This window comes from Halorientalis pallida, assembly GCF_004118325.1.
Lineage (GTDB): Archaea > Halobacteriota > Halobacteria > Halobacteriales > Haloarculaceae > Halorientalis > Halorientalis pallida.
Genome location: NZ_RDFA01000002.1, coordinates 169,924 through 194,597, shown reverse-complemented (window position 1 = coordinate 194,597; position 24,674 = coordinate 169,924). Strand labels below are relative to the sequence as shown.

Annotated in this window: 23 protein-coding genes and 1 tRNA gene; 17 read left to right on the top strand and 7 right to left on the bottom strand. The window is 65.5% G+C overall.

Translation table 11 applies throughout. From position 1 onward, the window contains the following. Positions 1-3 precede the first annotated feature (3 nt). Together EAF64_RS06170 and EAF64_RS06165 are read right to left on the bottom strand one after the other, a co-directional pair. Positions 4-963, bottom strand: coding sequence for a patatin-like phospholipase family protein (locus tag EAF64_RS06170; protein ID WP_129068109.1), 960 nt, complete (start codon positions 961-963; stop codon positions 4-6). A 31-nt stretch (positions 964-994) separates the two neighbouring features. Then, positions 995-1,849: an SDR family NAD(P)-dependent oxidoreductase gene (locus EAF64_RS06165; RefSeq protein ID WP_129068108.1), complete on the bottom strand. Its 855-nt coding sequence runs from the start codon at positions 1,847-1,849 to the stop codon at positions 995-997. Positions 1,850-1,944: 95 nt separating this feature from the next. Here EAF64_RS06165 and EAF64_RS06160 point away from each other — a divergent pair, with 95 nt between their 5' ends. The 11 genes from EAF64_RS06160 (at position 1,945) to thsB (ending at position 12,640) form a co-directional block, all read left to right on the top strand. Then, positions 1,945-2,322 carry a Rid family detoxifying hydrolase gene (locus EAF64_RS06160; protein ID WP_129068107.1) on the top strand — a complete coding sequence of 126 codons (378 nt, stop codon included), beginning with the start codon at positions 1,945-1,947 and terminating at the stop codon, positions 2,320-2,322. After that, entirely contained in the window at positions 2,322-2,534 is a 213-nt protein-coding gene (locus tag EAF64_RS06155; RefSeq protein WP_129068106.1) for a hypothetical protein, read from the top strand. Before EAF64_RS06160 ends, EAF64_RS06155 begins: the two co-directional genes overlap by 1 nt. 27 nt (positions 2,535-2,561) lie before the next feature. After that, a tRNA-Ser gene (locus tag EAF64_RS06150) sits at positions 2,562-2,645 on the top strand. 671 nt (positions 2,646-3,316) lie between these two features. Continuing rightward, positions 3,317-4,612: a hypothetical protein gene (locus tag EAF64_RS06145; protein ID WP_129068105.1), complete on the top strand. Its 1,296-nt coding sequence runs from the start codon at positions 3,317-3,319 to the stop codon at positions 4,610-4,612. Positions 4,613-4,696: 84 nt separating this feature from the next. Further along, on the top strand, positions 4,697-5,824 hold the full coding sequence (locus EAF64_RS06140; RefSeq protein WP_129068104.1) for an ABC transporter permease: 1,128 nt from the start codon (positions 4,697-4,699) through the stop codon (positions 5,822-5,824). Between the two features lie 94 nt (positions 5,825-5,918). After that, positions 5,919-6,536 (top strand): Yip1 family protein, encoded by a 618-nt coding sequence (locus EAF64_RS06135; RefSeq protein WP_129068103.1) that lies wholly within the window; start codon positions 5,919-5,921, stop codon positions 6,534-6,536. A gap of 501 nt (positions 6,537-7,037) precedes the next feature. Next, on the top strand, positions 7,038-7,607 hold the full coding sequence (locus EAF64_RS20835; RefSeq protein WP_193767589.1) for a stage II sporulation protein M: 570 nt from the start codon (positions 7,038-7,040) through the stop codon (positions 7,605-7,607). Positions 7,608-8,586: 979 nt separating this feature from the next. Further along, complete coding sequence (locus EAF64_RS06125) at positions 8,587-9,408, top strand: DUF6159 family protein (RefSeq protein ID WP_129068101.1); 822 nt, start codon at positions 8,587-8,589, stop codon at positions 9,406-9,408. A gap of 42 nt (positions 9,409-9,450) precedes the next feature. Further along, entirely contained in the window at positions 9,451-9,843 is a 393-nt protein-coding gene (locus EAF64_RS06120; protein ID WP_129068100.1) for a DUF7383 domain-containing protein, read from the top strand. A gap of 55 nt (positions 9,844-9,898) precedes the next feature. After that, positions 9,899-10,771, top strand: coding sequence for an alpha/beta fold hydrolase (locus EAF64_RS06115; RefSeq protein ID WP_129068099.1), 873 nt, complete (start codon positions 9,899-9,901; stop codon positions 10,769-10,771). Positions 10,772-10,975: 204 nt separating this feature from the next. Further along, positions 10,976-12,640 (top strand): thermosome subunit beta, encoded by a 1,665-nt coding sequence (thsB, locus tag EAF64_RS06110; RefSeq protein ID WP_129068574.1) that lies wholly within the window; start codon positions 10,976-10,978, stop codon positions 12,638-12,640. Between the two features lie 229 nt (positions 12,641-12,869). On the opposite strand, the gene EAF64_RS06105 is transcribed toward thsB, so the two are convergent. After that, positions 12,870-13,751, bottom strand: a complete 882-nt coding sequence (locus EAF64_RS06105) for a hypothetical protein (protein WP_129068098.1) — start codon at positions 13,749-13,751, stop codon at positions 12,870-12,872. Positions 13,752-13,970: 219 nt separating this feature from the next. Between EAF64_RS06105 and EAF64_RS06100 the strand changes: the two genes are divergently transcribed. The 4 genes from EAF64_RS06100 (at position 13,971) to EAF64_RS06085 (ending at position 19,183) form a co-directional block, all read left to right on the top strand. Next, on the top strand, positions 13,971-14,420 hold the full coding sequence (locus tag EAF64_RS06100) for a hypothetical protein (protein ID WP_129068097.1): 450 nt from the start codon (positions 13,971-13,973) through the stop codon (positions 14,418-14,420). A gap of 241 nt (positions 14,421-14,661) precedes the next feature. Beyond that, entirely contained in the window at positions 14,662-17,385 is a 2,724-nt protein-coding gene (locus EAF64_RS06095) for an alkaline phosphatase PhoX (RefSeq protein ID WP_129068096.1), read from the top strand. Between the two features lie 42 nt (positions 17,386-17,427). Then, a complete protein-coding gene (locus EAF64_RS06090; RefSeq protein WP_129068095.1) occupies positions 17,428-18,120 on the top strand; it encodes a PGF-CTERM sorting domain-containing protein in 693 nt (230 codons plus the stop codon). 106 nt (positions 18,121-18,226) lie between these two features. Continuing rightward, entirely contained in the window at positions 18,227-19,183 is a 957-nt protein-coding gene (locus tag EAF64_RS06085; RefSeq protein WP_129068094.1) for an AEC family transporter, read from the top strand. Here EAF64_RS06085 and EAF64_RS06080 read toward each other — a convergent pair. Next, positions 19,180-20,631 carry an MATE family efflux transporter gene (locus EAF64_RS06080; protein WP_129068093.1) on the bottom strand — a complete coding sequence of 484 codons (1,452 nt, stop codon included), beginning with the start codon at positions 20,629-20,631 and terminating at the stop codon, positions 19,180-19,182. The two genes, EAF64_RS06085 and EAF64_RS06080, sit on opposite strands and share 4 nt — an antisense overlap. After that, positions 20,628-21,239: a TetR/AcrR family transcriptional regulator gene (locus EAF64_RS06075; RefSeq protein ID WP_129068092.1), complete on the bottom strand. Its 612-nt coding sequence runs from the start codon at positions 21,237-21,239 to the stop codon at positions 20,628-20,630. Before EAF64_RS06075 ends, EAF64_RS06080 begins: the two co-directional genes overlap by 4 nt. A gap of 130 nt (positions 21,240-21,369) precedes the next feature. Here EAF64_RS06075 and EAF64_RS06070 point away from each other — a divergent pair, with 130 nt between their 5' ends. Beyond that, on the top strand, positions 21,370-21,678 hold the full coding sequence (locus EAF64_RS06070; protein WP_129068091.1) for a hypothetical protein: 309 nt from the start codon (positions 21,370-21,372) through the stop codon (positions 21,676-21,678). A 14-nt stretch (positions 21,679-21,692) separates the two neighbouring features. Here EAF64_RS06070 and lrp read toward each other — a convergent pair whose 3' ends face one another. Further along, a complete protein-coding gene (gene lrp, locus EAF64_RS06065) occupies positions 21,693-22,148 on the bottom strand; it encodes an HTH-type transcriptional regulator Lrp (protein ID WP_129068090.1) in 456 nt (151 codons plus the stop codon). A gap of 126 nt (positions 22,149-22,274) precedes the next feature. On the opposite strand from lrp, the gene glnA reads away from it, so the two are divergent. Then, entirely contained in the window at positions 22,275-23,645 is a 1,371-nt protein-coding gene (gene glnA / locus EAF64_RS06060) for a type I glutamate--ammonia ligase (protein WP_129068089.1), read from the top strand. A gap of 123 nt (positions 23,646-23,768) precedes the next feature. Here the strand turns inward: glnA and EAF64_RS06055 are convergent, their stop codons facing one another. After that, positions 23,769-24,674 (bottom strand): phosphatase PAP2 family protein, encoded by a 906-nt coding sequence (locus EAF64_RS06055; RefSeq protein WP_129068088.1) that lies wholly within the window; start codon positions 24,672-24,674, stop codon positions 23,769-23,771.

Below are 24,674 nucleotides of genomic sequence, written 5' to 3'. Positions count from 1 at the left end.
CCCTCAGAGCCCGTCGAGAAACGCCGTGGCTCGCTCGCGCCCGGCCTCGACCAGGTCGTCGACGAACTCCGGGCTCCGGTCGAGTTTCGAGGCGTAGCCCAGGTCGCCGCCGAAGCCGATCCGGCGGACCTCGGTGTGACGGAACTCCTCGTCGGGCAGGTACCCCTCGGCGACGAACTCGTTGATCTGCTCGACCGTGTGGAGCTCCTGATTCAGCGAGAGGTTGCCCGCGAGTTCGTTGCGGCGGTCGGCGATCTCCCGCATCGAGGTCGGCTCCCCGTCCCGGATCTGGGGGTTGACCTGGACGACCCACAGTTCGTCGGGTTTGCGGGCCGGCGGCACGTGGTAGAGGTCCCGGATCGGCGGGTTCTGCGAGAACAGGCCGTCCCAGTGCTCGTCACCGTCGATCTCGACGGCCGGAAACAGCTGGGGAACCGCCGCCGACGCCAGCACCGCCTCGGGCGTCACGTCGCCGTTGGCGAACGTCTCGAACGTTCCGCCCTCGATATCGACCGTGCCGACGACCAGTTCCGGGGCCGCGGCGGTGGCCAGCCCCGGGAGTGCGTCGAAGTCGACGACCGATTCGAGCGTCCGTCGGAGCCGGGCCCGTCCCCAGTCGGTGAACGGGTGCTGGTGCGGGCTGACCTCCGGGAACGGGACGCCCATGTTTTCGAGTCGAGTGGTCCAGACCAGCGTGTCGTTGGTCGCCCTGTCGGCAGGGCCGGATGCCGCCAGTTCGTCCCAGAGATCGGACAGGACCACCGGCGCGGTCGTGTCGGCGGCGAGGTGGCCGTACCAGCCGGCCAGCGCCGCGAACGCGCCGCCGGAGGTGCCGCTGAGGCCCACCAACCGGTCGCCACGATCGTCGACAGCTGGGAGCAATTCTCCCAGCACACCGGCGGTGAACGCGGTGTGACTACCCCCGCCCTGGCACGCGATCGCGACGTTCGCCTCGTCGCTCATACCGATGGCTCGGCGGTCGCCCGACGTAAATCTATTCGTATGTCGACAGGTGGCCGCCGTCCCAGGTGAGGTCCTCGCCGTCGAGGTGCTGGCCGTACTTCGAGAACCCGAGCGTGAAGAGGTTCGCCACGTCGACGGGTTCCATCATCTCTTTGACCTGTGACTTCCCGAGCATCACGTCCTCGACGACTTCCTGCTCGGTGACGCCGCGCTCTTCGGCCGTGTCGGGGATCTGGTCGGTCACCAGCGGCGTCTTCACGTACCCCGTCGAGACGGTGAACGCGCGCAGGGTGCCGTCACCTTCGGCCGCGATGGACTTGGTTAGCCCGCGCAGACCGAACTTGGAGGTGATGTAGCCCGCCTTGTCCTGGGTCGCCGTGTGACCGTGGATCGAACACATGTTGCCGATAGCGCCCACCCCATCGTCGGTGTTGCGGATGTGTGGCACGGCGAGTTTGGCGATCAGGAACGGCGCCCGGAGCATCACGTCGTGCATCAGGTCGTACTTCTCCATCGGGAACTCCGGCAACGGCGAGATGTGCTGGAGGCCCGCGATGTTCGCGACGTACCGCAGGTCCCCGATCTCGGCGGCCTCGTCGACGATCCGCCGGACGGCATCGTCGTCGGTCAGATCGCCCACGATCTCGTGGATCTCACCGCCGGTGTCCATCTCCTCGGCCGTCTCGGTCGTGCCCGCCAGTCCCTCTTCGTCTAGGTCTGTGGCCGCGACGGCGAGGCCGTTCTCTGCCAGCGCCACGGCGGTCGCGCGGCCGATGCCCGAGCCAGCACCGGTCACCAGCGCCACGCTGTCGGTCGTGAAGCGGTCGTCGTCCAGGGTCAGGATACGGTCGGCCGTGAGTTCCGGGGGTTCGACGCCGTCGGTCATGGCTAGGACCTCATGGGCCAGCCGAAAAAGCGGGCGGGTGCCGGCAGGGCTCTCCACCGTCGGCATTTAAGTCCGCGCCGACCCCGGGTGACGGTATGAAACGCACCGTCAGCACCGACGACGCGCCCGCGGCGGTCGGGGCTTACAGTCAGGCCACCACCACCGACTCGCTGGTGTTCACCGCCGGGCAGATCCCCCTCACGCCGGACGGCGACCTGCTCGACGACGCCCACATCGCCGACCAGACCGAGCAAGCGCTGGACAACCTCGCCGCCATCCTCGACGAGGCCGGGGCCGGCATGGACGACGTGCTGAAAGTCACCGTCTACCTGGCCGACATCGACGACTTCGAGGCGATGAACGACACCTACGCCACCTACTTCGACGACGAACCCCCGGCCCGCAGTGCCGTCGAGGTGGCCAACCTCCCGAAAGGCGTCGGCGTCGAGATCGAAGCCGTCGCCACGACCTGATGGACCCACGCGTCAAGTCGAGCCTGTTGTGGGGACTCGTCGGCGGACTCGGCTTCCTGGTCCTGTTGCAGGGGTACGAACTCGTGAGTACCGAGCGGGTGGCTTGGCTGGTGAAGTTCGCGGTGGCCGCCGCCGTCGTGGTCGGCGCGACCGGGGTGAGCTATCTCTACCAGTTCGGCGTCCCCGCGGACGCCCGAAAGGGAAACCGTTAAACGCGGAACGGCGATAGGCTCACGTGAGCCAGGATGGCCGAATCTGGTAAGGCGCACGCCTGGAAAGCGTGTTCCCGTTAGGGATTCTGGGTTCAAATCCCAGTCCTGGCGTGTCTGTGACGAGCAACCCGTGAGCGACGCCGACCGCCAGTGAGGCGTCGCTCACTCACGCGAGTCACGACCGATAGTGGATTTGAAGCCCTGGAAGTCACAGCGCGCGGGTATGACGAGCGCGACCGTCTTCCTCTGGGTTCAAATCCCAGTCCTGGCGCTCTTGCCACGAACAACTCGTGAGTGGCAAAACGACGTCCTGGGATTTGAATCAGGGAGTGGGAGGTGAGCGAGGGTTGTGAGGCGCGAAGCGCCTCGAAAAGCGAGCGGCAACACTGGGGGGAGAGTGACATGTCGAAGCACGACCTGTCGTCCCTGTTTCGCCGTGTCGGCGCGTTTCGTGACATACAGAAGTGATTTTGCATAAGATACAATTAATTGAAATAGGAAATGCAACGAACAAACGCGTTCCGGGTTGGGTGGGTGCCGAATCCGTACCGGTCGGTGACTCGGTCTCGCTGGTTCTACAGACAGCAGCGATCCAGCCCAGAGTGATCGAAGTGGCCCGAACGCGCGTACTGCTCGTCGTGGTATTCGCCATCGGGTTCGTATCGCAGGTGCCTGTCGGGACGGCTTCGTCGGCGAACGTCTCGATCACCTCGGTTTCGACCACGCCGGAGAGTCCAGTTCCGGGCGATACCGTCACGATTCGATCGACGATCGAAAACCCCGTGGGGAGCGCAACGTCCGTCGACATCGAGCGTGTCGTCGTCCGCCGGAGCGAGGGGGCGTACAGGGAGGTCGCCGAGGCCACTGACCTCGGCACGCTTGGGTCGGGGTCGTCCTTGACGGTTCCGCTGACAGCATCCTTCGACGAAACTGGATTGAAGCGTCTCCGAATCCATCTCTACGGGGAGGCTGCGAACGGCAGTTCGGTACACGTCCAGCGGCCGGTCGTCGTCCGTGTGAGCGATCAGCACCCACTGCTCGACGTCAGCCTCAACGAGACGGTCACCGGGACGACCGGACACGGTCACGTCACGATCGCGAACGGCCTCCAGTCCCGCGCTCGGAATCTGGAGCTCTCGCTGACAGAAACCGCTCTCTCTCTCGTCGACGGTCGGGTCGTTCTCTCTGGTCTCGACAGCGGGGAGTCGATCACCCGGCAGGTCCGCTATCGCCCTTCGGAGTCGGGAGCGTACGACGTTCGTGCCCGGTTGCAGTACGTCGTCGGAAACGGCGAAGTCAGGCACGTCGAGACGACGGTTCCAGTGTCAGTCGAACCGCTGCGTAACGACGTCGTCGTGGAAGCGACGCGGGAACGTGGGGCGGAGTCGACGGTCGCTGTCCGGCTCATCAACCGGGGCAACGCACGACTGGCGAACGTCACGCTCCGGGGCGTTTCGCGGAACGCGTCGATCCCCCGTCAGTTGCTCGACCCGATTCCGCCGGACGCCTCGCGGGAGACTCGCCTGAACGTCTCGCTCGCGGGTGAACGGGCGTCGGTGCGGGTACAGGTCAGCTACGACGTCGGCGACCGCCACGACGCCGTCAGCGACCGGGTCGTCGTCGAGTCGACGCCCGGGCAGATCGAACTGACCGGGACCGACACGACGGCGGAAGACGGCCGGATCAAGATCACCGGGAGCGCGAGCAACGTGGGGCTGACAACGGCAAACAGCGTCATCGTCGGCGTGAAAGACACGCCACGGGTGAGTCCGGCGGCACCGACCCGGGAGTACTTCGTCGGGACCGTCCCGGAGAGCGACTTCGTCTCCTTCGACGTCTACGCACGCGTGGACGGCCCCGTCTCGTCCATCCCGCTCGAAGTCAGTTACCTCGTCGACGGGGACCGGCACACGCGGACCGTCCACGTTCCCTACGAGGGCGGCGAGACGAACGTCTCCGCCGGCACTACGGGGTCGGACGAGGGGTGGCTTCTTCCGGCCGCACTCGGGGTCGTCGTCCTGCTTGGAGTCGGAGGGGTACTCTTCGTCGGGTGGCGCAACAGCCGTGATCGGTCGTGAGCCCCATACTGCCGTCGTCGGCGGCGGAACAGTGGACGATCGTAGGCGTGGCATCGGGGCCGGTCGTGGGCCGGTGATTCCACCGTGAGACGCTTTCTGCCGTCGGTCCAGATCGCGTGGCGGAACCTCTCGCGGACCAAGGTTCGGGCACTTTTGGCGGCCGTCACGATCGTCATCGGTGTCGTCGCCGTCGCGTCGCTGGGCATCCTCGGGGCGACGCTTCGCGATCAGGCGACACGGAGTCTCGGCGACATCGGGAACCAGGTCGTCGTCACGCCGGCGGAGGGGACCGACACGCGTTCTCTCTCGGCGCGACAGCTGACCGACATCGAGCGCGTCGCCCGGGATAGCGTGGTCGTCCCAGTCGCCAGCGCCGTTCGGGAAGGAACCTTCGGCACCGAAACGAAGCGGGTACAGGTCCACTACTTCGGCGATCCACCGCCGAGCTACGAAGCGGCGGACGGACAGATCCCCGAACCACTTCGCGGCGGTGCGCTCGTCGGAACCGAACTCGGGCGGAAACTCGATCTCGAACCCGGGAACACCATCACGGTCAACGGCACGTCGTATCGAGTTCGGGCGCTGGTGAAAGGCAGCGGGAGTGCCTTCAGCCCGATCTCGCCGCAAAACGCCGTCATCCTCCCTCGGGAAAATCACAACGAGTACTCCCAGGTGGTCGTGATCGCAGACTCCAGTGCCCAAGCCAACGAGACCGCCACTGAAATCAACGCCTCCCTCAACACCCGCCGAAACCGCGTCGTCGACGTACAGGCGCTGTCGTCGTTCACCGAGCGGATCGACCAGTTCTTCGGATTCCTGAACGCGTTTTTGATGGGACTCGGCGCCATCTCGCTGGTGGTCGCCGGCGTGAGCATCCTCAACGTAATGTTGATGAGTACCATCGAACGCCGCGAGGAGATCGGTGTTCTCAGAGCCGTTGGCTACCAGAAACGACATGTCCTCCGGATCGTGCTCGCCGAGGCACTCCTGTTGGGTATCGGTGGGAGTCTCATCGGCGTCGTCCTGAGTTTCGGAATCGGGACGACCATCGCGTTCGTCGCTCTCGACGACGCGACAGCGATGCTGGCACCGTACGTCGCCTGGAATCGCACCCTCGGCGCAGCCTTCGGGATCGGTACCAGCATCGTGAGCGGTCTGTATCCCGCTTGGAAGGCCGCAAACGAGCGCCCGGTCGACGCAATCCAGGGTTGAAACTGAGCGTCTCGCCGACTCGTTCGAGTCAGCCGCCGCAGAAGTATCTTTCAACAACAGGTTTTTGAAATTGGATTAAGAAATGAAATAATAAATGAAGTACAACACTCTCTTCCTGAACCCCGACCGGTTCTTCGAAGACCGGGTGGAGGCGAACAAACTCCGCATCTGGCCAGCCCTCGTGGTGGTTCTGTCTGGCATCGCTGTCGGCAGCAACAATCTAGTCGTTCTCTCCAAACTGCTTACAGCCACATCCCCGTCAGTATCGCTCATCCTCGTCGTCAGTACGATCGTAAATACGATAATAAGCGTGTTCACGATCGTATTCTTCTGGTTCATGTACTCCAGTGTACTTTATTTCGTCTCGCGCTGGTTCGGTGGAGCGGGTGGTTTCCGCGACCTCATGCGTCTCGTCGGGTGGTCGTTCGTTCCAACCATCGTCGGGGGTGTCTGTTCGCTACTGATAACCTATCAGCGAGTCGGGGGAGTCGACGAGGTGTCCAGGACAGCTGTAATTGACTCGATTCGATCGGTCCCACCGACGATGCAACTGGTACTAACGACCATCGGTGTGGCCATCGTCACCTGGCAGGCGTTCCTTTGGGTCTTCGCGGTCAAACAGGCCCGGGGTCTGTCGCCGCGAGCGTCCGTCTACACGATCTCGATACCGTTTGTCGTCTCCGTGCTCTGGACCATCCGCCCGTTACTGTGACGTACGACAGTCGAGTAGTGTCTGCTCAAAAGCAGTGGAATATCTCTCTGCACACCGTCGCCCGATCCGGTGGCCAGTCCTATTTTTCGACCAAAACCATTTATACAATTGTATCATTGAATGAAACATGCCTCAGTCAGCGACGGGGGTCGAATCAGGCGACCGCAATCTGTTGCCTTTCGCACTGTTTCTGACGCTCATCACGTCCGGGGTCGCGCTCGTTGGCTTGAGTTGGTCGAGGCTGAGTGGCTCGTCGAGAATGCAACTGGCTGGCCTTGGCTTGATATGGGGACTCACCCTGGGCGGGATCGTTTGGTACACGAGTACGGTTGCGAATCCAGATCGGCGGTTCGTTCTCGCCGCGAGCATCGTCCTCGCTCTGCCGACTGCCGTGATAATCGCATTCTCTCAATCTCTCGGGTTTGCGGCTCCGTCGTTCGCGTTCGGCCTCGGACTGGTAGCGGCCACCCTGGTTGGCAGTCCCAAATTACGCAATCATCTGTGAGCGTGTATCGATACGCACTGGCACCTATCGCACACTCCGTTCGGCGGAGTCGCCGGCACATCGGGCTCGCGGCGGTGATATTCTTCTCCGGATTCGTTCTCGGTGGCATCAGTGTCGCCCTGGACGCGTTTGGGCCCCGTCCTGCGGGCTCCACGGGGCAATTCGCCATACCCGACCTCGAACTGTCCAACCTGTTCGTAAATAACCTGCTCGTCACGCTCATGCTCGTCGGTGGGGGCTTCGTTTTCGGCAGCCTAACGACCGCTGTCCTCTTTATGAACGGACTCCTCGGCGGGACCATCCTGAACGCGAGTACGGAGTCGATTCCCTTGACTCGAGTGCTCGTCCTGGTCGTCCCACACTCGATACTCGAGATACCGGGATACCTCCTGGCTGGCGCTGCAGGGTTCAAACTGCCCGAGATGCTTCTCACCTATCTGTTCGGGTGGCGCGACACACTCTACGAACGGGTGTATCTGGTCGACTTTGGCGTCTTGACGTCGATTTCAATCTCTCTCGTCCTCGTCTCTATTTTCATCGAGTGGTTCGTGACTCTCTCGCTGTGATCTCCATGCACCTGCCCGACGGATCGGTCCCCGGTTCGGACGCGTGTTCATCGAACGCCGACACTGTGAAGTCGTCACGACGACCTCGAGCGGTTACCCTCCACGACGGGACATCGTTCCTACAGACAGTCCCGAGACGCCCGGCGGATCTCCGGTTCTCCCCGCAAAAAACGGTGTTCTTTGATCACATCGAGACTGCGGTACCAGTAGCGACACCAGCGGCGAACCCGGTCGCCGAGCCAGCCGGACCGACGACCGATCCGACAGCACCGCCCCAAACGCCTGACTGGATACCTCCTGCCGCGCCCACCGCTGCGGCACACTCGATGGAGTCACACTGCGTGCCCACGCCGGCCCAGAACTGACCGACGGCGGGGCTCTGCAACGCACTGAACAGAAGAATTGCCCCTCCGGCCAGCGTCAGTACGAGCAACATCCTGCCGTCTGTCAATTCGATTCCCGATAGTGGACTTTCATATTCCATGCGTCCAACATATTCGTTTGCAATTCGTTTACTCATGTCTTTTCGAATAATATTTATGTTTGAATGGTATTTACACCCTCGAGACAACGGTCCGTGGTCCCGTCCTCGTCGAAGTTGTTCGTCCGGTCCGGTGCCGGTCCCCGAATTTCTGCCCGTTTGAGACGCCCGCGTCCGTCGTGAGTAGGTCAGGCGGGGTGGAACCGAATCCGAGACTGCGGGGTGGCTTCCCACTCCCGATTCACGAACTCAGGCCCACTTCGCTCGAATCTCTGACGACCGTAGCGCCGCCAAGACCGAAGAATCAACGCGTTCAAGCCTTCGCCACGGCCCGTCGGACGCTCCCGGAACGATCCGTCATCGTGAGACCACGCCGCTGCCGCGACCCGGCCCGGCCGCGATGCTGGCGTGTGGAGTCGCGACAGTCGCGACAGCGGTCGAACATCCACCACGCGCGAACCCAAAACAGATATATGATTTCTCGATGAAATGAGTGGTATGGGGATATTTAGCCGCCTGAAGATGGGCTGGAACCTGTCGATGGACAGCCTCCGCGTCCTCCGCAAGCAGCCGGAACTGACCCTCTTTCCGGTGATCAGTGGGATCGCAGGGTTGTTGTTCATCGCCCTGCTGTTCGGTGGATCGTACGTGCTGAACCTGTTCGAGGGAACGATGGCGTTCGTCGTCCTCTTCGCGTTCTACCTGGGGACGGCCTTCATCGCCTCGTTTTTCAACGCCGGACTGGTGTACAGCGCCCGCGAGAGTTTCGAGGGGCGTGAGCCCTCTGTCAAGTCCGGACTGCAGGCCGCCTGGAGACACAAGACGCCGCTGTTCGTCTGGGCGGTCATCTCGGCGACCGTGGGGATGCTGCTCCGGGCCATCGAGAGCGACGACAGCATCGTCAGCAGCATCGTCGCGCTGGTCGTCAGCGTCGCCTGGTCGATCATCACCTACTTCATCATCCCGGTGATCGTCTTCGAGGACGTCGGGCCGCTGGAGATGTTCAAACGGAGCGGTCAGACGTTCAAGAACACCTGGGGCGAGACCGCCGGTGCCAACTTCGGTGTCGGCCTGGTATCGATCCTGTTCGTGCTGGTCGGACTGCTCATCGCCGCCGTCGTCTTCATCGGACTCGGCGGGTTCAGTGGCGGCGCTGGCTTCTTCGCCGCTGCCGGGATCGCCGCCGTCGTCATCCTCGGGGCCGCGCTCCTCTCGACGGCGCTCGGTGCCATCGCCAAGACCGCGCTGTACGTCTACGCGACCGAGGGCAAGCGCCCGCCCGAGTTCGAGAACGTCGACTTCGACCGCGGCGCGCGCTGACGGACCACCCGCTTTCTTGTAGCCTGACGATCACGAACGAGTATGAGCGAACAGTACCGGGCCGACTACCGCATGCTGGAAGTGCGAGAGCACCTGGGAGAGAATCCCGAGGCGCTGGACGTGCCGTGGGCCGAGTTCGTCGGCGACTGCTCCTCCGAGCGGACGTTTCGGGTCCCGACCGGCGAGGCTACCGACGCGTATCTCGAACTCCAGGCCTACGGGGTCGACGCGTACGGCCACGAAGTCGTCGTGAACGACCGGGCGCTCTCGGGGTTCGACGTGCCGCCCGGCGACGGCTGGCAGTACTGGATGACGACGATCCAGGTCCCCGACCTCCGCGAGGGCGAGAACACCCTCCGCATCCGCCGCGGCCCCGACAGCCACGACGAGTTCGTCGTCGGGACGGTCACGGTGAACTGGCGCGAACCTGTATAAACGCCCTCACGTCTCGGGGGACAGTCGAATCCGGGCCGGTGGTGTGACCTGACACATGTCGACGCCAACAGTCACGGAGACGACGCTCGACACCACTGGACTGGAGTTCGCGGCGCTTTCCTGTGGGGACGGGGACCGCGACGCCCTGCTCTTGCACGGCTTCCCGGACGCCCCGCAGACGTTCGTGCCGCTGATGGAACGACTCGCCGACGCGGGGTACACCTGCTACGCCCCGTACATGCGGGGCTACGGCGAGACCGAGCGCCCGCCGACCGAACCGGGCAATTACTCGCCGATGTTGCTCGCCTCGGACGTGTTCGCGCTGACCGGCGAACTCGACGATCCCGAGCCCCTCGTGGTGGGCCACGACTGGGGTGGGATGGCCGTCACGACGGCGGCGGTCGCCGGCGGTCGCGGGCTGGGGACCTGCGTCTCGATGGCCATCCCGCCGAACTTCTGGTCGCAGCTCGACGACTACGCCACCCAGGCCACGCGGAGCTGGTATATGAACCAGTTCCAGGTCCCGGGCCACGGCGAGGAGATCGTGCGCGCCAACGACTTCGCGCTGATCGAACGGCTCTGGCAACTCTGGAGCCCGGACTGGAACTACGACGACGACCACCTCGAAACCGTGAAAGATACCTTCCGCACCGGTGAGACCGTCGAGGCCGCCCTGCGGTACTACCGGGACTTCTTCGACATGTTCCTCCCGCGTCGCCGGTCCGAACAGGAGATCGCCGGGATTGAGGTGCCCACGCTCGTGTTCGCGGGCGCGCACGACGGCTGTATCGGGGCCGATCTCTTCGAGGGCGTCACCGACTGCTTCGACGCCCGCGCCGACCTGGAGATCCTGCACAACGCCGGCCACTTCCTGCACGCCGAACGCCCCGACGCCGTCGCCGACCGAATCCTCGCCTTTGCCGACTGAATACTTAAACAGGTCTCGATTTCGGATTCCGGTCGACGACCGAGAGTGTGCAAACCCGACACACGGACGACCGAAACCCGTCGCATGCGGCCGGTTATACGGCTCGAACCGTAGCTTCCCACAGTTACTCGCTCGGCTCGTGGACGACAGGTTTTTATAGAAGCACTTTCAATCATTCGATTGATTATGAGCCAGCAGCAGCGAATGCGCGGTCAGCCGATGGTCATCATGGGCGAGGACGCCCAGCGGATGAAAGACAAGGACGCTCAGGAACACAACATCGCGGCTGCTCGCGCGGTCGCCGAGTCGGTACAGTCCACACTCGGACCGAAGGGCATGGACAAGATGCTCGTCTCCTCGATGGGGAGCGTCACCGTCACCAACGACGGCGTGACCATCCTCCAGGAGATGGACATCGACAATCCGACGGCCGAGATGATCGTCGAAGTCGCCGAGACCCAGGAGGACGAGGCCGGCGACGGCACCACCACCGCGGTCGCCATCGCTGGTGAACTCCTCAAGCAGGCCCAGGACCTGCTCGACCAGGATATCCACCCGACGGCGATGATCCGCGGTTTCGACATCGCCAGCAAGCACGCCCAGGCCGAGATCGACGAGATCGCCGAGTCCGTCGACCCTACCGACGAGGAGACCATCCGCAAAGTCGCGGAGACCTCCATGACCGGCAAGGGCGCGGAACTCAACAAGGAACACCTCAGCCAGCTCATCTACGAGGCCGTCCAGGCCGTCACCGTCGAGGCCGAGGACGGCTCCCACGTCGTCGACCTCGAATTCCTCAACATCGAGACCCAGGAAGGCAGCTCCGCGGGTAACTCCGAACTCCTCGAAGGCGCGGTCATCGACAAGGACCCCGTCCACGAGGACATGCCCACGGACCTCGAGGACGCCTCGGTCATGCTGCTCGACCAGCCCGTCGAGATCGAGGAGGCGGAAGCCGACGCCTCCCTCTCGGTCGACAGCCCCGACCAGCTCCAGTCGTTCATCGAGCAGGAAGAAGAACAGCTCCGCGCGAAAGTCGATCAGATCGTCGACAGCGGGGCCGACGTGGTCGTCTGTCAGAAGGGTATCGACGACATGGCCCAGCACTACCTCGCCAAGGAGGGCATCTTGGCCCTGCGCCGCGTCAAGAAGACCGACATGCAGTTCCTCGCCGAAGTGCTGGGCGCGAACATCGTCTCCGACCTCGACGGTGCCGACGCCGACGACCTGGGTACCGGTGAGTTCACCCGTGACGACGACGCCGAACTGTTCTACGTCGAAGGCGGCGACAGCCACGGTGTGACGCTGCTGCTGCGCGGCTCCACCGAACACGTCGTCGACGAACTCGAACGCGGCATCAGTGACGCGCTGGACGTCGTCGCCGCGACCGTCTCGGACGGCCGCGTGCTGGCCGGCGGCGGCGCAATCGAAGTCGAACTCGCCCGCCGTGTGCGGGACCACGCCGACTCCGTCGAAGGCCGCGAACAGCTCGCCGTCGAGGCCTTCGCCGACGCACTGGAACTCGTTCCCCGCGTCCTCGCGGAGAACGCCGGGCTCGATCCCATCGACACGCTGGTCGACCTGCGCGCCGCCCACGACGACGGCGACGCCCGCGCCGGCCTGAACGTCTTCACCGGCGACGTCGAGGACACCTACGAGGCCGGCGTCGTCGAACCGGCCCACGCCAAGGAACAGGCCCTCTCGTCGGCCACTGAAGCCGCGAACCTGGTCCTGAAGATCGACGACATCATCTCCGCCGGCGACCTCTCCACCGAAGGCGACGGCGAGGAAGGCGGCCCCGGCGGCGCGCCCGGCGGTATGGGCGGCGGCATGGGCGGTATGGGCGGTGGCATGGGCGGCATGATGTAAGACGACCTTTTTGCACTTCCCTCGCGCCCCTTCGGGGCGCTCGGTCAGGCAAAAAGCTCGGCCAAAAATCGCGGCGGCCTCCCGCTCGTCGGCCGCCGCGGTCCGCGCGCTCGCGGGCCTCCGGCCCGCTCGCGTGCGGTGCGACGCCTTGTTGCCCACCGCACCCACACCGCGCACGTTCGATAGCGGTTTGGGGTGCGTTCGACACGGAAGCGGATCGGTCGGGGACTCACTCCGCGATCTCGATCTCCGGGATCGCCTCGAACTCCCGGCCACCCCACCGGCTCCCGAAGTGGAGCAACGTGCGGTCCTCGAAGCTGAACTCGACAGTCCAGTCGTAACTCCCCTTCCGGAGGGCGGTCGCGTCGACGGTCGTCGCGAACCGGTCCGACGACGATGCGTGGGACAGGCTGAACGTGACCGAGTCCCGATCCTCGTGGACGAGCTCCCCGTCGACCGAGAGGTCCCGTGGAAGCCCCTGTCGAGGGACCCACAACCGAACCTCCCCGCTCGTGCCGGACTGCTGAAGCAGCCCGGAGTAGCCGACGACGACGCGCCGCGTTCCAGTCTCGTATCGCGTCTCGCCGTCCGACAGATACCGGACCCGGAGCGGCGGGACCATCCCGCCGAACACGGCAGACACCGACCCCGAGACGCGGACGGGGTACCGCTCTCGCGTGTCGACTTTCTGGATCAACTTCGGCGTGTCCGCGGGGCTCCCGTCGGCACCGTAGAGTAACATTCTGACGGGTGCCTGCGTGCCCAGAGTTATCGACGCCGTCGGGACGACGGCGAGCGTCGCGCCCGTCTCTGTGTTCTCGATCTCGAACCGCCCGGTGGACGGCCCCAGTTCCGCCGTCTCGTCCTCGAAGACGACACCGGGATGTGTCGAGTGGTACCGCTCGTCGTCCGAGATCGTCAAACTGTCGCGGGAATGGTGAAACGCCGGCGGCGGCCTCGTCGGCGTCCCGTCGGGCGACGCCGTCGCCGCCGGTCCCGTCGTCGTCGGGGGCGGGGGTTCGGTCGTCGGGTCCTCTGCACTCTGACAGCCGGTCAGCCCCAGGGTACACAGCGCCCCGAGCGCACCGAGATACGAACGTCGCGAGCGCATTCGAGTACGACGAACCAGACAGCCGAGTGGGAAAAACCTACGGCACGTCGGCTGTATCTCTGCTGTATCGACCTGCCCCAGCGTGACACCGCGCTCGACCACTCCGTGTAGTGGGCCCTGTCACCCCGTCTATTGAGCGTATAGAGCTCTCTATCCCGCTCTGAGCAAAACGTATCAGAATTACTTAAACTAAAGCGGTATCGCGGTCGAACTCCGGCCATGTCCCAGCCAGTGGACCAGGCCACCGACACGAGAGAGACCGTCTACGAGGAGTACATCATGGGCGTCCGGGTCGTCGAACTGACCGACGGGGACGACACCCGGTATCGGTTCGAGGCGCCGGACCACTGCGGCAAGACGTTCGACGACCCCGAGGTGGCGACGCTGTACGCCGCGGTTTACTTCGACGTGAACGGCTTCGTCGAGGCGGACACGGGCGAGCGCGGTATCCCGCCGGCCATCGTCTCGGCGGGTCGGGACACGATGGCGGGGTACATGCGGACGCTCCCCGGCGCGGACACCGAGTGGCTGAGCTGTTACTTCGCGGAGCGTCCCGAGAAGATCCGACGGCTGCTCCGGAACGTCCGGGCACGTGCCGAGAAGATCCAGCGCAACGCTATCGAGCAGGGGATCGAGGACGAACCCGACGAAACACAGGCCGAAGGGTAGCGGCCGGAGCCGCCGGCCGTTTCCCCGCCTCCCTCGCGCGTCGGTCCCAGAGCGTCCTGTCTTTTCGAGCCGTCCGTCGCCGTCCCGAAACCCTCGACTGTGCCCCAGCATCGAGTGTCAAACACTCACGAACGTAGTCGTACGTACTGCCCCGCGTTGCACTTACGGGAACGTACCTTCTTCTTTCCAACATACTGGTAATATAAAGCGGTTTTGTACGTGCATCCTCCCCTCTGGGTGCATGGTGGATCTAACTCGGCGAAACCTGATGGAATCGTCAGTCGCAGCCGCACTGGGTGCCAGTGTGGTGGGGATCGCGACCGGTTCAGAGACAGAGATTTCGGAAACGGATACTGCAGGCGCACCAGGCGTCGTCGGCAGCATCAAGCGGTTCTCGACGACCGCCTTCGGCGCGGAGGTCACGGGCCCGTTCGTGTTCGAGAACGGGGGCCTGCTGTACAGCCTCCAGCACCCGGCGACGGGCGACCGTGGCGATGGCGTTTCGAGCCCGGACGCGAAGGCCAACCAGCCGCCCTACGACCGGGCCGGCGTCGGCTACTTCAGCGGTTTCAACTTCGAGTTCGACGGCGACAACGACGACTTCGCGGAACTGCCCGTTCCCTCGACCGTCGAACAGCAGGGCCAGGTCCTCTCGGCCAACCACGAGTTCGTGATGCTCGCCCAGGCTCGCGAGCAGATCAACGGCGGGAGCGAACTGCTCGGCGTGACCCAGACGCCCGACGGAACGAACGTCACGCAGGACAACTTCGAGGGCACCCAGTACGGTGCCGCCGCGACCAACCCGGACTGTAACCAGTTCGTGCCCACGAACGACGCGGGCACCGAAGGGTACCTCTTCACCAACTGGGAGAACAGCCCCGGGAACGTCAGCCGCGTCCCGATCAGCATGACCGACGACGGCGAGTGGGAGGCCGACCTGGAGAACGCCATCAACCTCGCCAACACGGAGCCCCTGCGCGAACTCGGCGGGACCCGGATCAACTGTTACGGTGACCGCAGCCCGTGGAACACGATGATCTCCTCCGAGGAGAACTACGCACACCCGCGGGTCTCCCTGACCAACACGGTCGGCGACATCGTCGACGCCGGCACCGGCAAGGGCACGATCGGCGGCTGTCAGTTCTGGAACCGACCGAACCCGACCGAGATCCAGGGCGTCCTCGAGGACTACTACGGCGAGGGCAACGGCTGGTACGTCCAGGGCTACTGGGCGCTGGACGGCGTCGAGTTCCTGGCCTACTACCTCGGTGCCGACCAAGTCGACCAGGGCGAGGGCGAGAACACGACCGAGCCGATCGGGGACGTTTACCCGAACCCGTACCGCTACGGCTACCACGTCGACTTCCGCGACCCGGCCGCCGAAACGCCACAGCCCGTCAAGTACTACGTCATGGGCCGTGCCTCCTGGGAAGCGCCGAACATCCAGGCCGACAAGAAGACCGTCTACGGCTGTTCCGACGGCGACAACAAGGGCATCTACAAGTTCGTCGCCGACGAGGAAATCGACAGCTACGAGGACCCGATGGACGTCGAGGGCACGCTGTACGCCCCGAAGATCACCAACGACGCGGCGTCGGCCGCCGAGTCGGACGACCGGAACAACCCGGCACAGACCGACCTCGAAGTCGAGTGGCTCCCGCTGGGTCACGCCAGCAACCGGGAGTGCGAGGCGTGGATCGCCCAGTACGACGACGTGACGCAGGTCGACTACCTCGAAGCCCACACCGAGAGCTGGAGCGAGGGCGACGAGGTCACCGACGCCGTCCTCGAAGAGGCCGACAAGACCGTCGTTGAGAACGGCAACCGGAACTACATCACCAACGAGGAGATCGTCGAGTGGGCCCGCCAGTACGAGGCGAACGGTCCCGACGGCGTCGACGAGGACCTTCGGATGGTCCCCTTCCTCGAAACGCGTGCCGCCGCCAAGGAGATCGGCGCGTCCATCGAGTTCAACAAGGCCGAGGGTGTCGACAGCCGCGACGGTGCCGGTCCCGGCGAGTACGTCTACTTCGGTATCTCCGAGTTCAACGACGCGCTGGCCGACGAGGAGGGCGACATCCAGCTCGAACGCATCGACGGCGGTATCGTCTTCCGCGGCGAACTGGAGGCCGACTACAACGTCTCCCGGCTCGAACCCGTCATCGTCGGTCCCGACTTCGGCGTCCAGAGCGACCAGCGGCCCGACGGCGACGACGGCGTCGCCAACATCGACAACGTCTACGCCATGGAAGACGGCCGCGTCCTCTGCTGTGAGGACGGCTTCAACGAGGGGCCAGCCTCCTTCCCGAACGACGCGCTCTACGTCTACCAGCCACCGGTCGACGTCGACGTCGAATCGGTCGCCGTCGCCAACAGTGGCTCCGGCGCGGTCGACCTCACGGTCTCCTCGCTCCCCAAGGGCTTCTCGGGTGCGCGGCTCACCGTCTCGACCAGCGACGACGGTGTCGCCGAGATCACGGGCGTCGACTACAACGACGCGCTCGGACTCACCGCCGCGCCCAAACTGGCCGCGGACGGGCAGGCGGCCGAACTCCGCGTCGCGGACCTCGACGGCGAGATCCAGCCCGGCGCGCAGAACGTCACGCTCGCCACGCTCGAGATCGAAGCCGCCGGCGCCGGCACGACCGACCTCCAGATCGACGTCCACAACATGGACGCGGAGGGCGGCGACGAGATCGACGTCCAGGAACGGATGGGGATGGTCGTCACTGGCCCGCCCGCGCTGGGCAGCGGCTCCGCCAGCGGGACGGCGCCGACCGACCCCGACGGCGACGGCGAGTACGAGGACGTCAACGGCAACGGTCGCATGGACTACGCCGACATCGAACTCCTGTTCGAGAACCTCGACAGCGACGCCGTGACGATGAACGTCGACGCCTACGACTTCAACGACAACGGTCAGATCGACTACGACGACGTGGTCGAACTGTACGAGGAACAGTAAGCCACCGCTCTCACCACCTCCCTCTCACGCCCGACAGAATCCATGACACGGACCCCTACCCGGACGGTCGCCGCACTCGCGCTCCTCGCCGGCCTGCTACTGGTCGGTGGGGCCGGGACGGCGACGGCCGACGACGGCGCACAGCTGACCGTCACGAACGCGACGGTCGACGAAAACGAGACGAGCACGCTCCGACTCGCGCTCTCGCGCGCCCCGGCCGGCCTGTCGGGCTACGAGGTGACCCTCGTTCTCTCCGAGTCGGGCGTCGCCGAAATCACGAACGCCAGCTACCCGGACACGTTCCAGCTGACGACCGAGCCGGCGATCACCGGTGACGGGCAGCGCGTGACGCTGGAAGCCGCCGTCACCGACACGCCGCCCGGCGCGACGAACGTCACGCTGGCGACGGTCGAGGTCACGGGTACCGGCGGCGGGACGACCGCCGTCCGCGTCACCGACGCGCAGGTCGACGCCGACAACGGGAGCCGCGTCGCGCCCGCGTACAGCGCCGGCTCGGTTGCCGTCGAACCGCTGTCCAACGATGGGGGTGGCACGCAAAACGGTGACGAAACCGGCGACGACTCCCCCGAGGGTTCGTCACCTGCGGCCCCGGCCGACGACCCCGGCAGTGACGAGTCGTCCACACCGACCGGGGCGGCCGGCCCTGGCTTCGGTGTGATCGTCGCACTCGCGGCACTGCTGGCCGTAGCACTGCTGGCCCGTCGGCGGCGCTGACCGCTCCCCTCGATCCCGATTCTCTCGTTCCCCCCTTTCTCACACGCTCTCTCTTCACCTGACCCGGATCGTAACCGTTGAGCCTCGGCCGTGGCTCGAACCGAGCGTGTCGCTGGCATCGGTGCTGGGATCGGCCGTCCTGCCGGTGGTGGCCGTCGCCGCGGTCGGATACGGGCTCGGCCGGATCAGAGACGTCGCCGTCGAACCGCTCTCCGATATCACGCTGTACGTCCTCGCGCCGGCGCTGGTGTTCTACAGTCTGGTGACGACGCCCATCGCTGGGCCGACGGTCGCTCGGCTGTTCGCCGGCGTCGCGGCCTTCAGCGTCGGGATGGTCGTGCTCGCGGAACTGGTCGGGCGGGCGCTGGGCGAGGACGAACCCGTGCTGGGCGCGTTCGTCCTGACGAGTACGTTCTCGAACGCGGGCAACTACGGCATCCCGCTGTCGGCGTTCGCCTTCGGGGCCCTGGGGCGGAGTACGGCTGTCCTCTACATCGTCGCCCAGTCCGTGCTGATGTACACGGTCGGGGTGTACGTCGCCGCTCGCGGGGAGGCCGGGTCGGCGCTGGGCGCGGTCACGCGGGTCTTTCGCCTGCCGCTGGTGTACGCGCTGGCCGTCGCGGCCCTCGTCCGGGTCGGTGACCTCGCGCCGCCGACGGACTCGGCGGTGATGGAGACGATCGGGCTCACCGGCGACGCCGCGATTCCCGTCATGTTGCTCATGCTGGGCATCCAGCTCGCCAACTCCAGCGGCGGCAGTACCGTCACCCGGACCGCGCCGGCGAGCGCGCTCAAACTGCTGGTCGCGCCCGTCCTCGCCGTCGGCGTCGCGCTCGGCGTCGGGCTGACGGGGACTGTCGGCCGGGTGTTCGTCCTCGAATGTGCGATGCCGGCGGCGGTGACGCCGCTGATGCTGACCATCGAGTTCGGAAAGCGTGTGGAGGGAGCCGACGGCCTCGCCGCCGCCGACTACGTGAGTACGACGATTCTGGTCACCACGCTCGCGAGTCTGGTGACGCTGACCGGCCTGATCGCCCTGCTACAGGCCGGGCTGGTCCTCTAGTCGTCGGTCGCGGCCGCGGGACTGCCGAGGTCCGTCTCCTCGCCGCCCTCGCCCTCGCCCTCGTCCTCGGTGAGGTCGGCCTCGCGCCAGGTCCCGCGTTTGAACCAGAGGTACGCGATGGCCGCGGCGAGGACGTTCGAGATGGAGAAGGCCGCCCAGATGCCGCTGGGGCCGTACGTCTGAGCGCCGATCCAGGCGACGGGCAGACGGATCACGCCCAGCATCAGGATCGAAATACCGGCGGCGGTCATCACCTTCCCAGCGCCGCGGAAGCCGCCGCTGTAGGCCCGAACGACGCCGATGAGACCGAAGGTGGGCGCGACGATCCGCAGGAAGTTCGCCCCCTCGGCGACCACGGCGGGGTCGTCGGAGAACGCGCTCATCACCGCCGGTGCGACGGCGAAGATCACGACGCCCAGCACCGCGAGGAGCAGGAAGGAAGCCTTCGCGGCGAAGTGGTTGGCGGTGGCCGCGCGGTCGGGCTTGCCCGCGCCGATGTTCTGCCCGGTCATCGTCTCGACGCCGCGGTCGACGGCGATGGCGGGCATGAAGATCAGCGAGAACACCCGGATGCCGACGCCGAACGCGGCCTCGACGGTCACCGAGAAGGTCGCGACGATCACCAACAGCAGGTTGACCGACAGCGCGCGGCCGGTCCCCTCGATGGAGGCCGGGACGCCGATCCGGAGGAGTCGCCGGGCGTAGGACAGATCGGGGAACATGTCCCGGACGTTGATCTCGATGCCTCGCCGCCCGCCGATCATGATGCCCACGCCGACGAACATCGCCAGTCCCCGCGAGAAGACAGTCGCGATGGCCGCGCCCTGCACGCCGAGTTCGGGGAACGGCCCCCACCCGAAGATGAGGAACGGGTCGAGCGCGACGTTCAGGATCACCGTCCCGAGCATGACGAGCATCGGCGTGATCGTGTCCCCGGAGCCCCGCATCAGCGCGATGAAGACGAAGAAGCCGAACATGAACGGGAGCCCGAGCGTGATGACCTCCATGTAGCTGGTCGCCGGGGGCAACACCGCCGGCGAGGCACCCAGCAGACCGAGGAAGTCCTCGATGACGAAGAAGCCGGTCACGCCCAGCAACGCCGAGAACAGCAGGGCGAAGGTCACGGTCTGGGAGGCGGCGTACTGGGCCTCCTCGGGTTCGTCGGCCCCGGTGTACTGGGCGACCAGCACGCTGCCGGCAACGGACAGCCCCAGCCCCAGCGAGATCAGCAGGAACACGAGGGGGAACCCGAAGGTGATCGCCGCCAGCGCCACGGTGCTGTACTGGCCCAGCCAGAACGTGTCCGCGAGGTTGTAGGTGACCTGCAGGAGGTTGGTGATGACGATGGGCAAGGAGAGGAAAAAGAGGGGCTTGGCGATGGGACCCTCGGTCAGGTTGAGCTCCTCTTGGCCCTTGAACACGCTGCTCAGGCGCTCGCGGACGCTCATTCGGGACTGACCTCCGCGACGGTTTCGTCGTCCGTCGTCACCGTCCTGTCGATGTAGGCGGTGAGCATCCGGCGGGCGCAGTCGGGGTCCCGGCCGACCGCGACCTGTTTCGTCCCCGCACCGTCCAGCGCCGTCACCAGGAACCGGGCGGCGTCGTCGGGATCGACCTCCGCACGGACCGTCCCCGCGTCACTGCCGTCCGCGAGGATGGACCGAAACTCGTCGTGGAGGAACGCGTCGAACCGCTGGAGCCGCTCGCGGATGCCGTCGTCGTAGGGTGCCTGCGCTTTCAACTCCAGCATGGCGGTCTTGAACGCCACCCGCTCGTCGTCGTCCTCGACGGGCGGCGAGAGGACCTTCTCGACCAGCGCGCGCAGGCGTTCGGGCGCGGTTTCGCCCGGCGGATCGCCCACGCGCTCGGTGAACTCGTCGTAGAGGAAATCCAGAAACGACTCCAGCAGTTCCTGCTTGCTGTCGTAGTGGTAGTGGAGGGCCGCTTTGCTCAACTCGGTCTCGTCGGCGATGTCCTGCATCGTCAGGTCCGCGTAGCCGTGGGTACAGAGCGCGCGGTAGGTCGCAGACATAATCTCGTCGCGAGTCTCGCTCATCTACACGTACTTACTGACTGGTCAGTCAAAAGGGTTGGGAACCCGTCGTGTCACGGTTTGCCGTCCCACGGCTTCGGGTCGAGCCGACACACGAGGCTTATGCGAGCGGCGGACAGATTTGCGAACAGAGATGCTCCGCCGACTGGTGCTCGTGGTGGCGGTGGTTGCGGGTGTGGGCCTGGCCGTCCAGCCTGCGGCCGCGACGTTACAGGATACCGACGGGAACGGGACCGCCATACCCACAACCGACACTCCAAACCCAACCACCACCGACGCGACGCCCTCCAACCGCACGGCCGAGGGCAACGCGCTCCGGCCCGCACCGACGCCCTCGGTCGGAGCGACGGTGACGACCGACGGCTCCGGCCCCGGCTTCGGTCCTGTCCCCGCGGCACTCGCGCTCGCGGCGCTGACGGTGCGTGTGGCTCGCAGAAACTGATCCGCTCGCGCGCGTTACTCCACTTCGAGCGTGAACTGCTCGTGTTCGCTGGCGGCGTTGAGGACGACGCTCGTGTTGGATTCTTTGATCTCGGGGTCGATCAGCAGTTCCTTGATCTGGTCGTTCATGCCGTCGGTGTCGGTGAACTTGCCGATGGCGATGATGTCGTAGTCGCCGGTGACCTCGTAGACCGAGATCATCTGCTTGTGTTCCTGCAGACGGTCGGTCACGTCCGGCAGGGCCGACCCCTCGATTTTCAGCTGGACGACGGCGGTCACGTCGTAGCCCAGCGCGTCGTAGTCGACTTTTGGGGTATACCCGGTGATGATCCCGTCTTCTTCGAGGTCTTTGAGGTGATTCGAGACGGTCGTGACGGAAACGTCCAGTTCCTCGGCAAGACTTCGCAAGCTTGCTCGACCGTCGCCCAGCAGGGCATTCACCAACTTTCGGTCCAGATTTTCGTACGTCATTACTTCTGGACAGACACCCCACCCTTTAGAATTTTACGAATATTCAATTTCAGCGCGTCGAAGGAAGACTTGCACAAATCAGTAGGGTTTTTGTATCTCGGGTATTCCCTACCGATGACGAGAAAGATGACAAACCCGAACATCAAGGCTGACGGCGGGTTGACAGCAGACGCACAGGCAGTAGTCGACGAGATCGAGGAGAAAAACGTCGATTTCCTTCGGCTGCAGTTCACGGACATTCTGGGGACCGTGAAGAACGTCTCCGTACCCGCAGACCAGGCCGAGAAGGCGTTCTCCGAGGGTATCTACTTCGACGGCTCTTCGATCGAAGGGTTCGTCCGGATTCAGGAGTCGGACATGCGCCTCGTGCCCGACCCGGACACGTTCGCGATCCTCCCGTGGAAAAACAGCGAGGAGCACGCGAGCGGGCGGCTGATCTGTGACGTCATCAACACCTCTACCGGCGAGCCCTTCGAGGGCGACCCGCGCCGCGTCCTGAAGAACGCGCTCGAACGCGCCGAGGAACTGGGCTATACGGTCAACGCCGCGCCGGAACCGGAGTTCTTCCTGTTCGAGGAAGACGAGGACGGCCGTGCGACGACGAAGACCAGCGACGCCGGTGGCTACTTCGACGTCGCGCCCAAGGACCTCGCCTCCGACGTGCGCCGTGACATCATCTACGGACTGGAGGACATGGGCTTCGAGATCGAAGCCAGTCACCACGAGGTCGCGCAGGGCCAGCACGAGATCAACTTCGAGTACGACGACGCCCTGTCGACGGCCGACAACGTCGCGACATTCCGGACGGTCGTGCGGGCCATCGCGGCCGAACACGACCTGCACGCCACCTTCATGCCCAAGCCGATCCCGCGGATCAACGGCTCGGGGATGCACACCCACATCTCGCTGTTCGAGGACGGCGAGAACGCCTTCCACGACGAGGACGACGAGTTCGACCTTTCGGACACGGCTCACTCCTTCATCGCTGGCATCCTCGAACACGCGCCCGCACTGGCGGCGGTCACCAACCCGACGGTGAACTCATACAAGCGCCTGGTGCCCGGCTACGAGGCACCCGTCTACGTCGCCTGGTCGGACCGCAACCGCTCGGCGCTGATCCGCAAGCCGGCCGCGCGCATCCCGGCCGCCAGCCGGATCGAGGCCCGGTTCCCCGACCCGTCGTGTAACCCCTACCTCGCCTTCGCGGCGCTCATCCACGCCGGTCTGGACGGTATCGAGCGAGACCTCGACTGTCCCGACCCCGTTCGGGAGAACATCTACGAGTTCGACGAGGAGAAACGCGAGGAGTACGGCATCGACACCCTCCCCGAGAACCTCGGCGAGGCCGTCGACGAACTCGAAGCCGACGAGACGATCTACAGCGCACTCGGCGAACACGTCGGTCCGAAGTTCGTCGAGGCCAAGAACCAGGAACACGAGGACTACCTCGTCGACGTCTCCGACTGGGAGATCGACCGGTACCTCGAGACGTTCTAACGCCGCTTCACTCACCCGTTTTTTCGAACACGACCGCCGCGTCCGAGTGCCGACAGTACCCGGTATCGCTCGCCGGCCGACTACTGCCCGACCGGTCGCGCCGGGATCGACCCGACGCGGTCTTCACCCGAGCCGAGCGTCGAGACGCGACCCCGCGACCGGGACCGCGACCAGCGTGCCGATGACGACCGCTGTGGCGACGACGCCCGGGAGCGGCGGCGGATCGAGCACCGCCACGACGCCCAGGAGCCCGCCCACGACGACGACCCCCAGCGCGGCCGTCACCAGCGCCTCGCGGCCGGTGTGTGCAGTCGTGGGAATCCGATCCGCGAGCGTCCACCAGGCGACCGAGCCACCCAGCGACGCGCCGACGCCGAACAGCAGGTACTCCGTCGGGCCGACGACGACCACCCCCGCCGCGGCCAGCGCGCCGGCCGTGGGGAAGGACTGGCGTGGCGTCGAGAAGAATCGAACGGCGACGGCCAGCCACAGGACGCCCAGCGCGACGCCAGCGAGAATGTCCCCGAGGTAGTGGACGCCGACGACGACCCGAGACAGCGAGACGAGCGCCGCGACGGTCGCGCCGACGTACAGCGGTCGCCGGTCGCCACGGTCGGACGCGAGCCAGCCGAGGCCGCCGTAGACGGCGGTGCTGCCGAAGGCGTGCCCGCTCGGGAAGCCGTAGCCGTCGTCGACGGTCGCCGCTCGCACCACCGACCGGAGCCAGTCGGGAACGCCGCCGACGGACACGGGCTGGCCGGCACCCGGCGGTCGCGGCAACGCGAAGGCGTGTTTCAGCAGGGCCACCAGGGCGAGCGCGCCGAATCCGAGCGCGACGACCTGGACGACCAGCGGTCGGTCGAGCCGGTCGCCGAGGACGGGCGTCCGGTCGCCCAGCCAGTAGAACAGCGAGAAGAGCAGAAAGTAAGCGGCTACGTCGCCCAGCAGTGTCACCAGGGCGAACGCGGCGACGAGCGGGTCCGGGAGCGCACCGAGTGCCTCGACGGCACCGGCGTCGCGGACCGGCAT

Excerpts from the sequence above, each read along its gene's own strand:
- EAF64_RS06120 (WP_129068100.1), top strand. The coding sequence starts at position 9,451 with ATGAGCGAACAGTACCGGGCCGACTACCGCATGCTGGAAGTGCGAGAG.
- EAF64_RS06070 (WP_129068091.1), top strand. The coding sequence starts at position 21,370 with ATGCTCCGCCGACTGGTGCTCGTGGTGGCGGTGGTTGCGGGTGTGGGC.
- EAF64_RS06165 (WP_129068108.1), bottom strand. The coding sequence starts at position 1,849 with ATGACCGACGGCGTCGAACCCCCGGAACTCACGGCCGACCGTATCCTG.
- glnA (WP_129068089.1), top strand. The coding sequence starts at position 22,275 with ATGACAAACCCGAACATCAAGGCTGACGGCGGGTTGACAGCAGACGCA.
- EAF64_RS06170 (WP_129068109.1), bottom strand. The coding sequence starts at position 963 with ATGAGCGACGAGGCGAACGTCGCGATCGCGTGCCAGGGCGGGGGTAGT.
- EAF64_RS06100 (WP_129068097.1), top strand. The coding sequence starts at position 13,971 with ATGTCCCAGCCAGTGGACCAGGCCACCGACACGAGAGAGACCGTCTAC.
- EAF64_RS06075 (WP_129068092.1), bottom strand. The coding sequence starts at position 21,239 with ATGAGCGAGACTCGCGACGAGATTATGTCTGCGACCTACCGCGCGCTC.
- EAF64_RS06105 (WP_129068098.1), bottom strand. The coding sequence starts at position 13,751 with ATGCGCTCGCGACGTTCGTATCTCGGTGCGCTCGGGGCGCTGTGTACC.
- EAF64_RS06115 (WP_129068099.1), top strand. The coding sequence starts at position 9,899 with ATGTCGACGCCAACAGTCACGGAGACGACGCTCGACACCACTGGACTG.
- EAF64_RS06125 (WP_129068101.1), top strand. The coding sequence starts at position 8,587 with ATGGGGATATTTAGCCGCCTGAAGATGGGCTGGAACCTGTCGATGGAC.
- EAF64_RS06090 (WP_129068095.1), top strand. The coding sequence starts at position 17,428 with ATGACACGGACCCCTACCCGGACGGTCGCCGCACTCGCGCTCCTCGCC.
- lrp (WP_129068090.1), bottom strand. The coding sequence starts at position 22,148 with ATGACGTACGAAAATCTGGACCGAAAGTTGGTGAATGCCCTGCTGGGC.
- EAF64_RS06055 (WP_129068088.1), bottom strand. The coding sequence starts at position 24,674 with ATGCCGGTCCGCGACGCCGGTGCCGTCGAGGCACTCGGTGCGCTCCCG.
- EAF64_RS06080 (WP_129068093.1), bottom strand. The coding sequence starts at position 20,631 with ATGAGCGTCCGCGAGCGCCTGAGCAGCGTGTTCAAGGGCCAAGAGGAG.
- EAF64_RS06155 (WP_129068106.1), top strand. The coding sequence starts at position 2,322 with ATGGACCCACGCGTCAAGTCGAGCCTGTTGTGGGGACTCGTCGGCGGA.
- EAF64_RS06160 (WP_129068107.1), top strand. The coding sequence starts at position 1,945 with ATGAAACGCACCGTCAGCACCGACGACGCGCCCGCGGCGGTCGGGGCT.
- EAF64_RS06135 (WP_129068103.1), top strand. The coding sequence starts at position 5,919 with ATGAAGTACAACACTCTCTTCCTGAACCCCGACCGGTTCTTCGAAGAC.
- EAF64_RS06095 (WP_129068096.1), top strand. The coding sequence starts at position 14,662 with ATGGTGGATCTAACTCGGCGAAACCTGATGGAATCGTCAGTCGCAGCC.
- thsB (WP_129068574.1), top strand. The coding sequence starts at position 10,976 with ATGCGCGGTCAGCCGATGGTCATCATGGGCGAGGACGCCCAGCGGATG.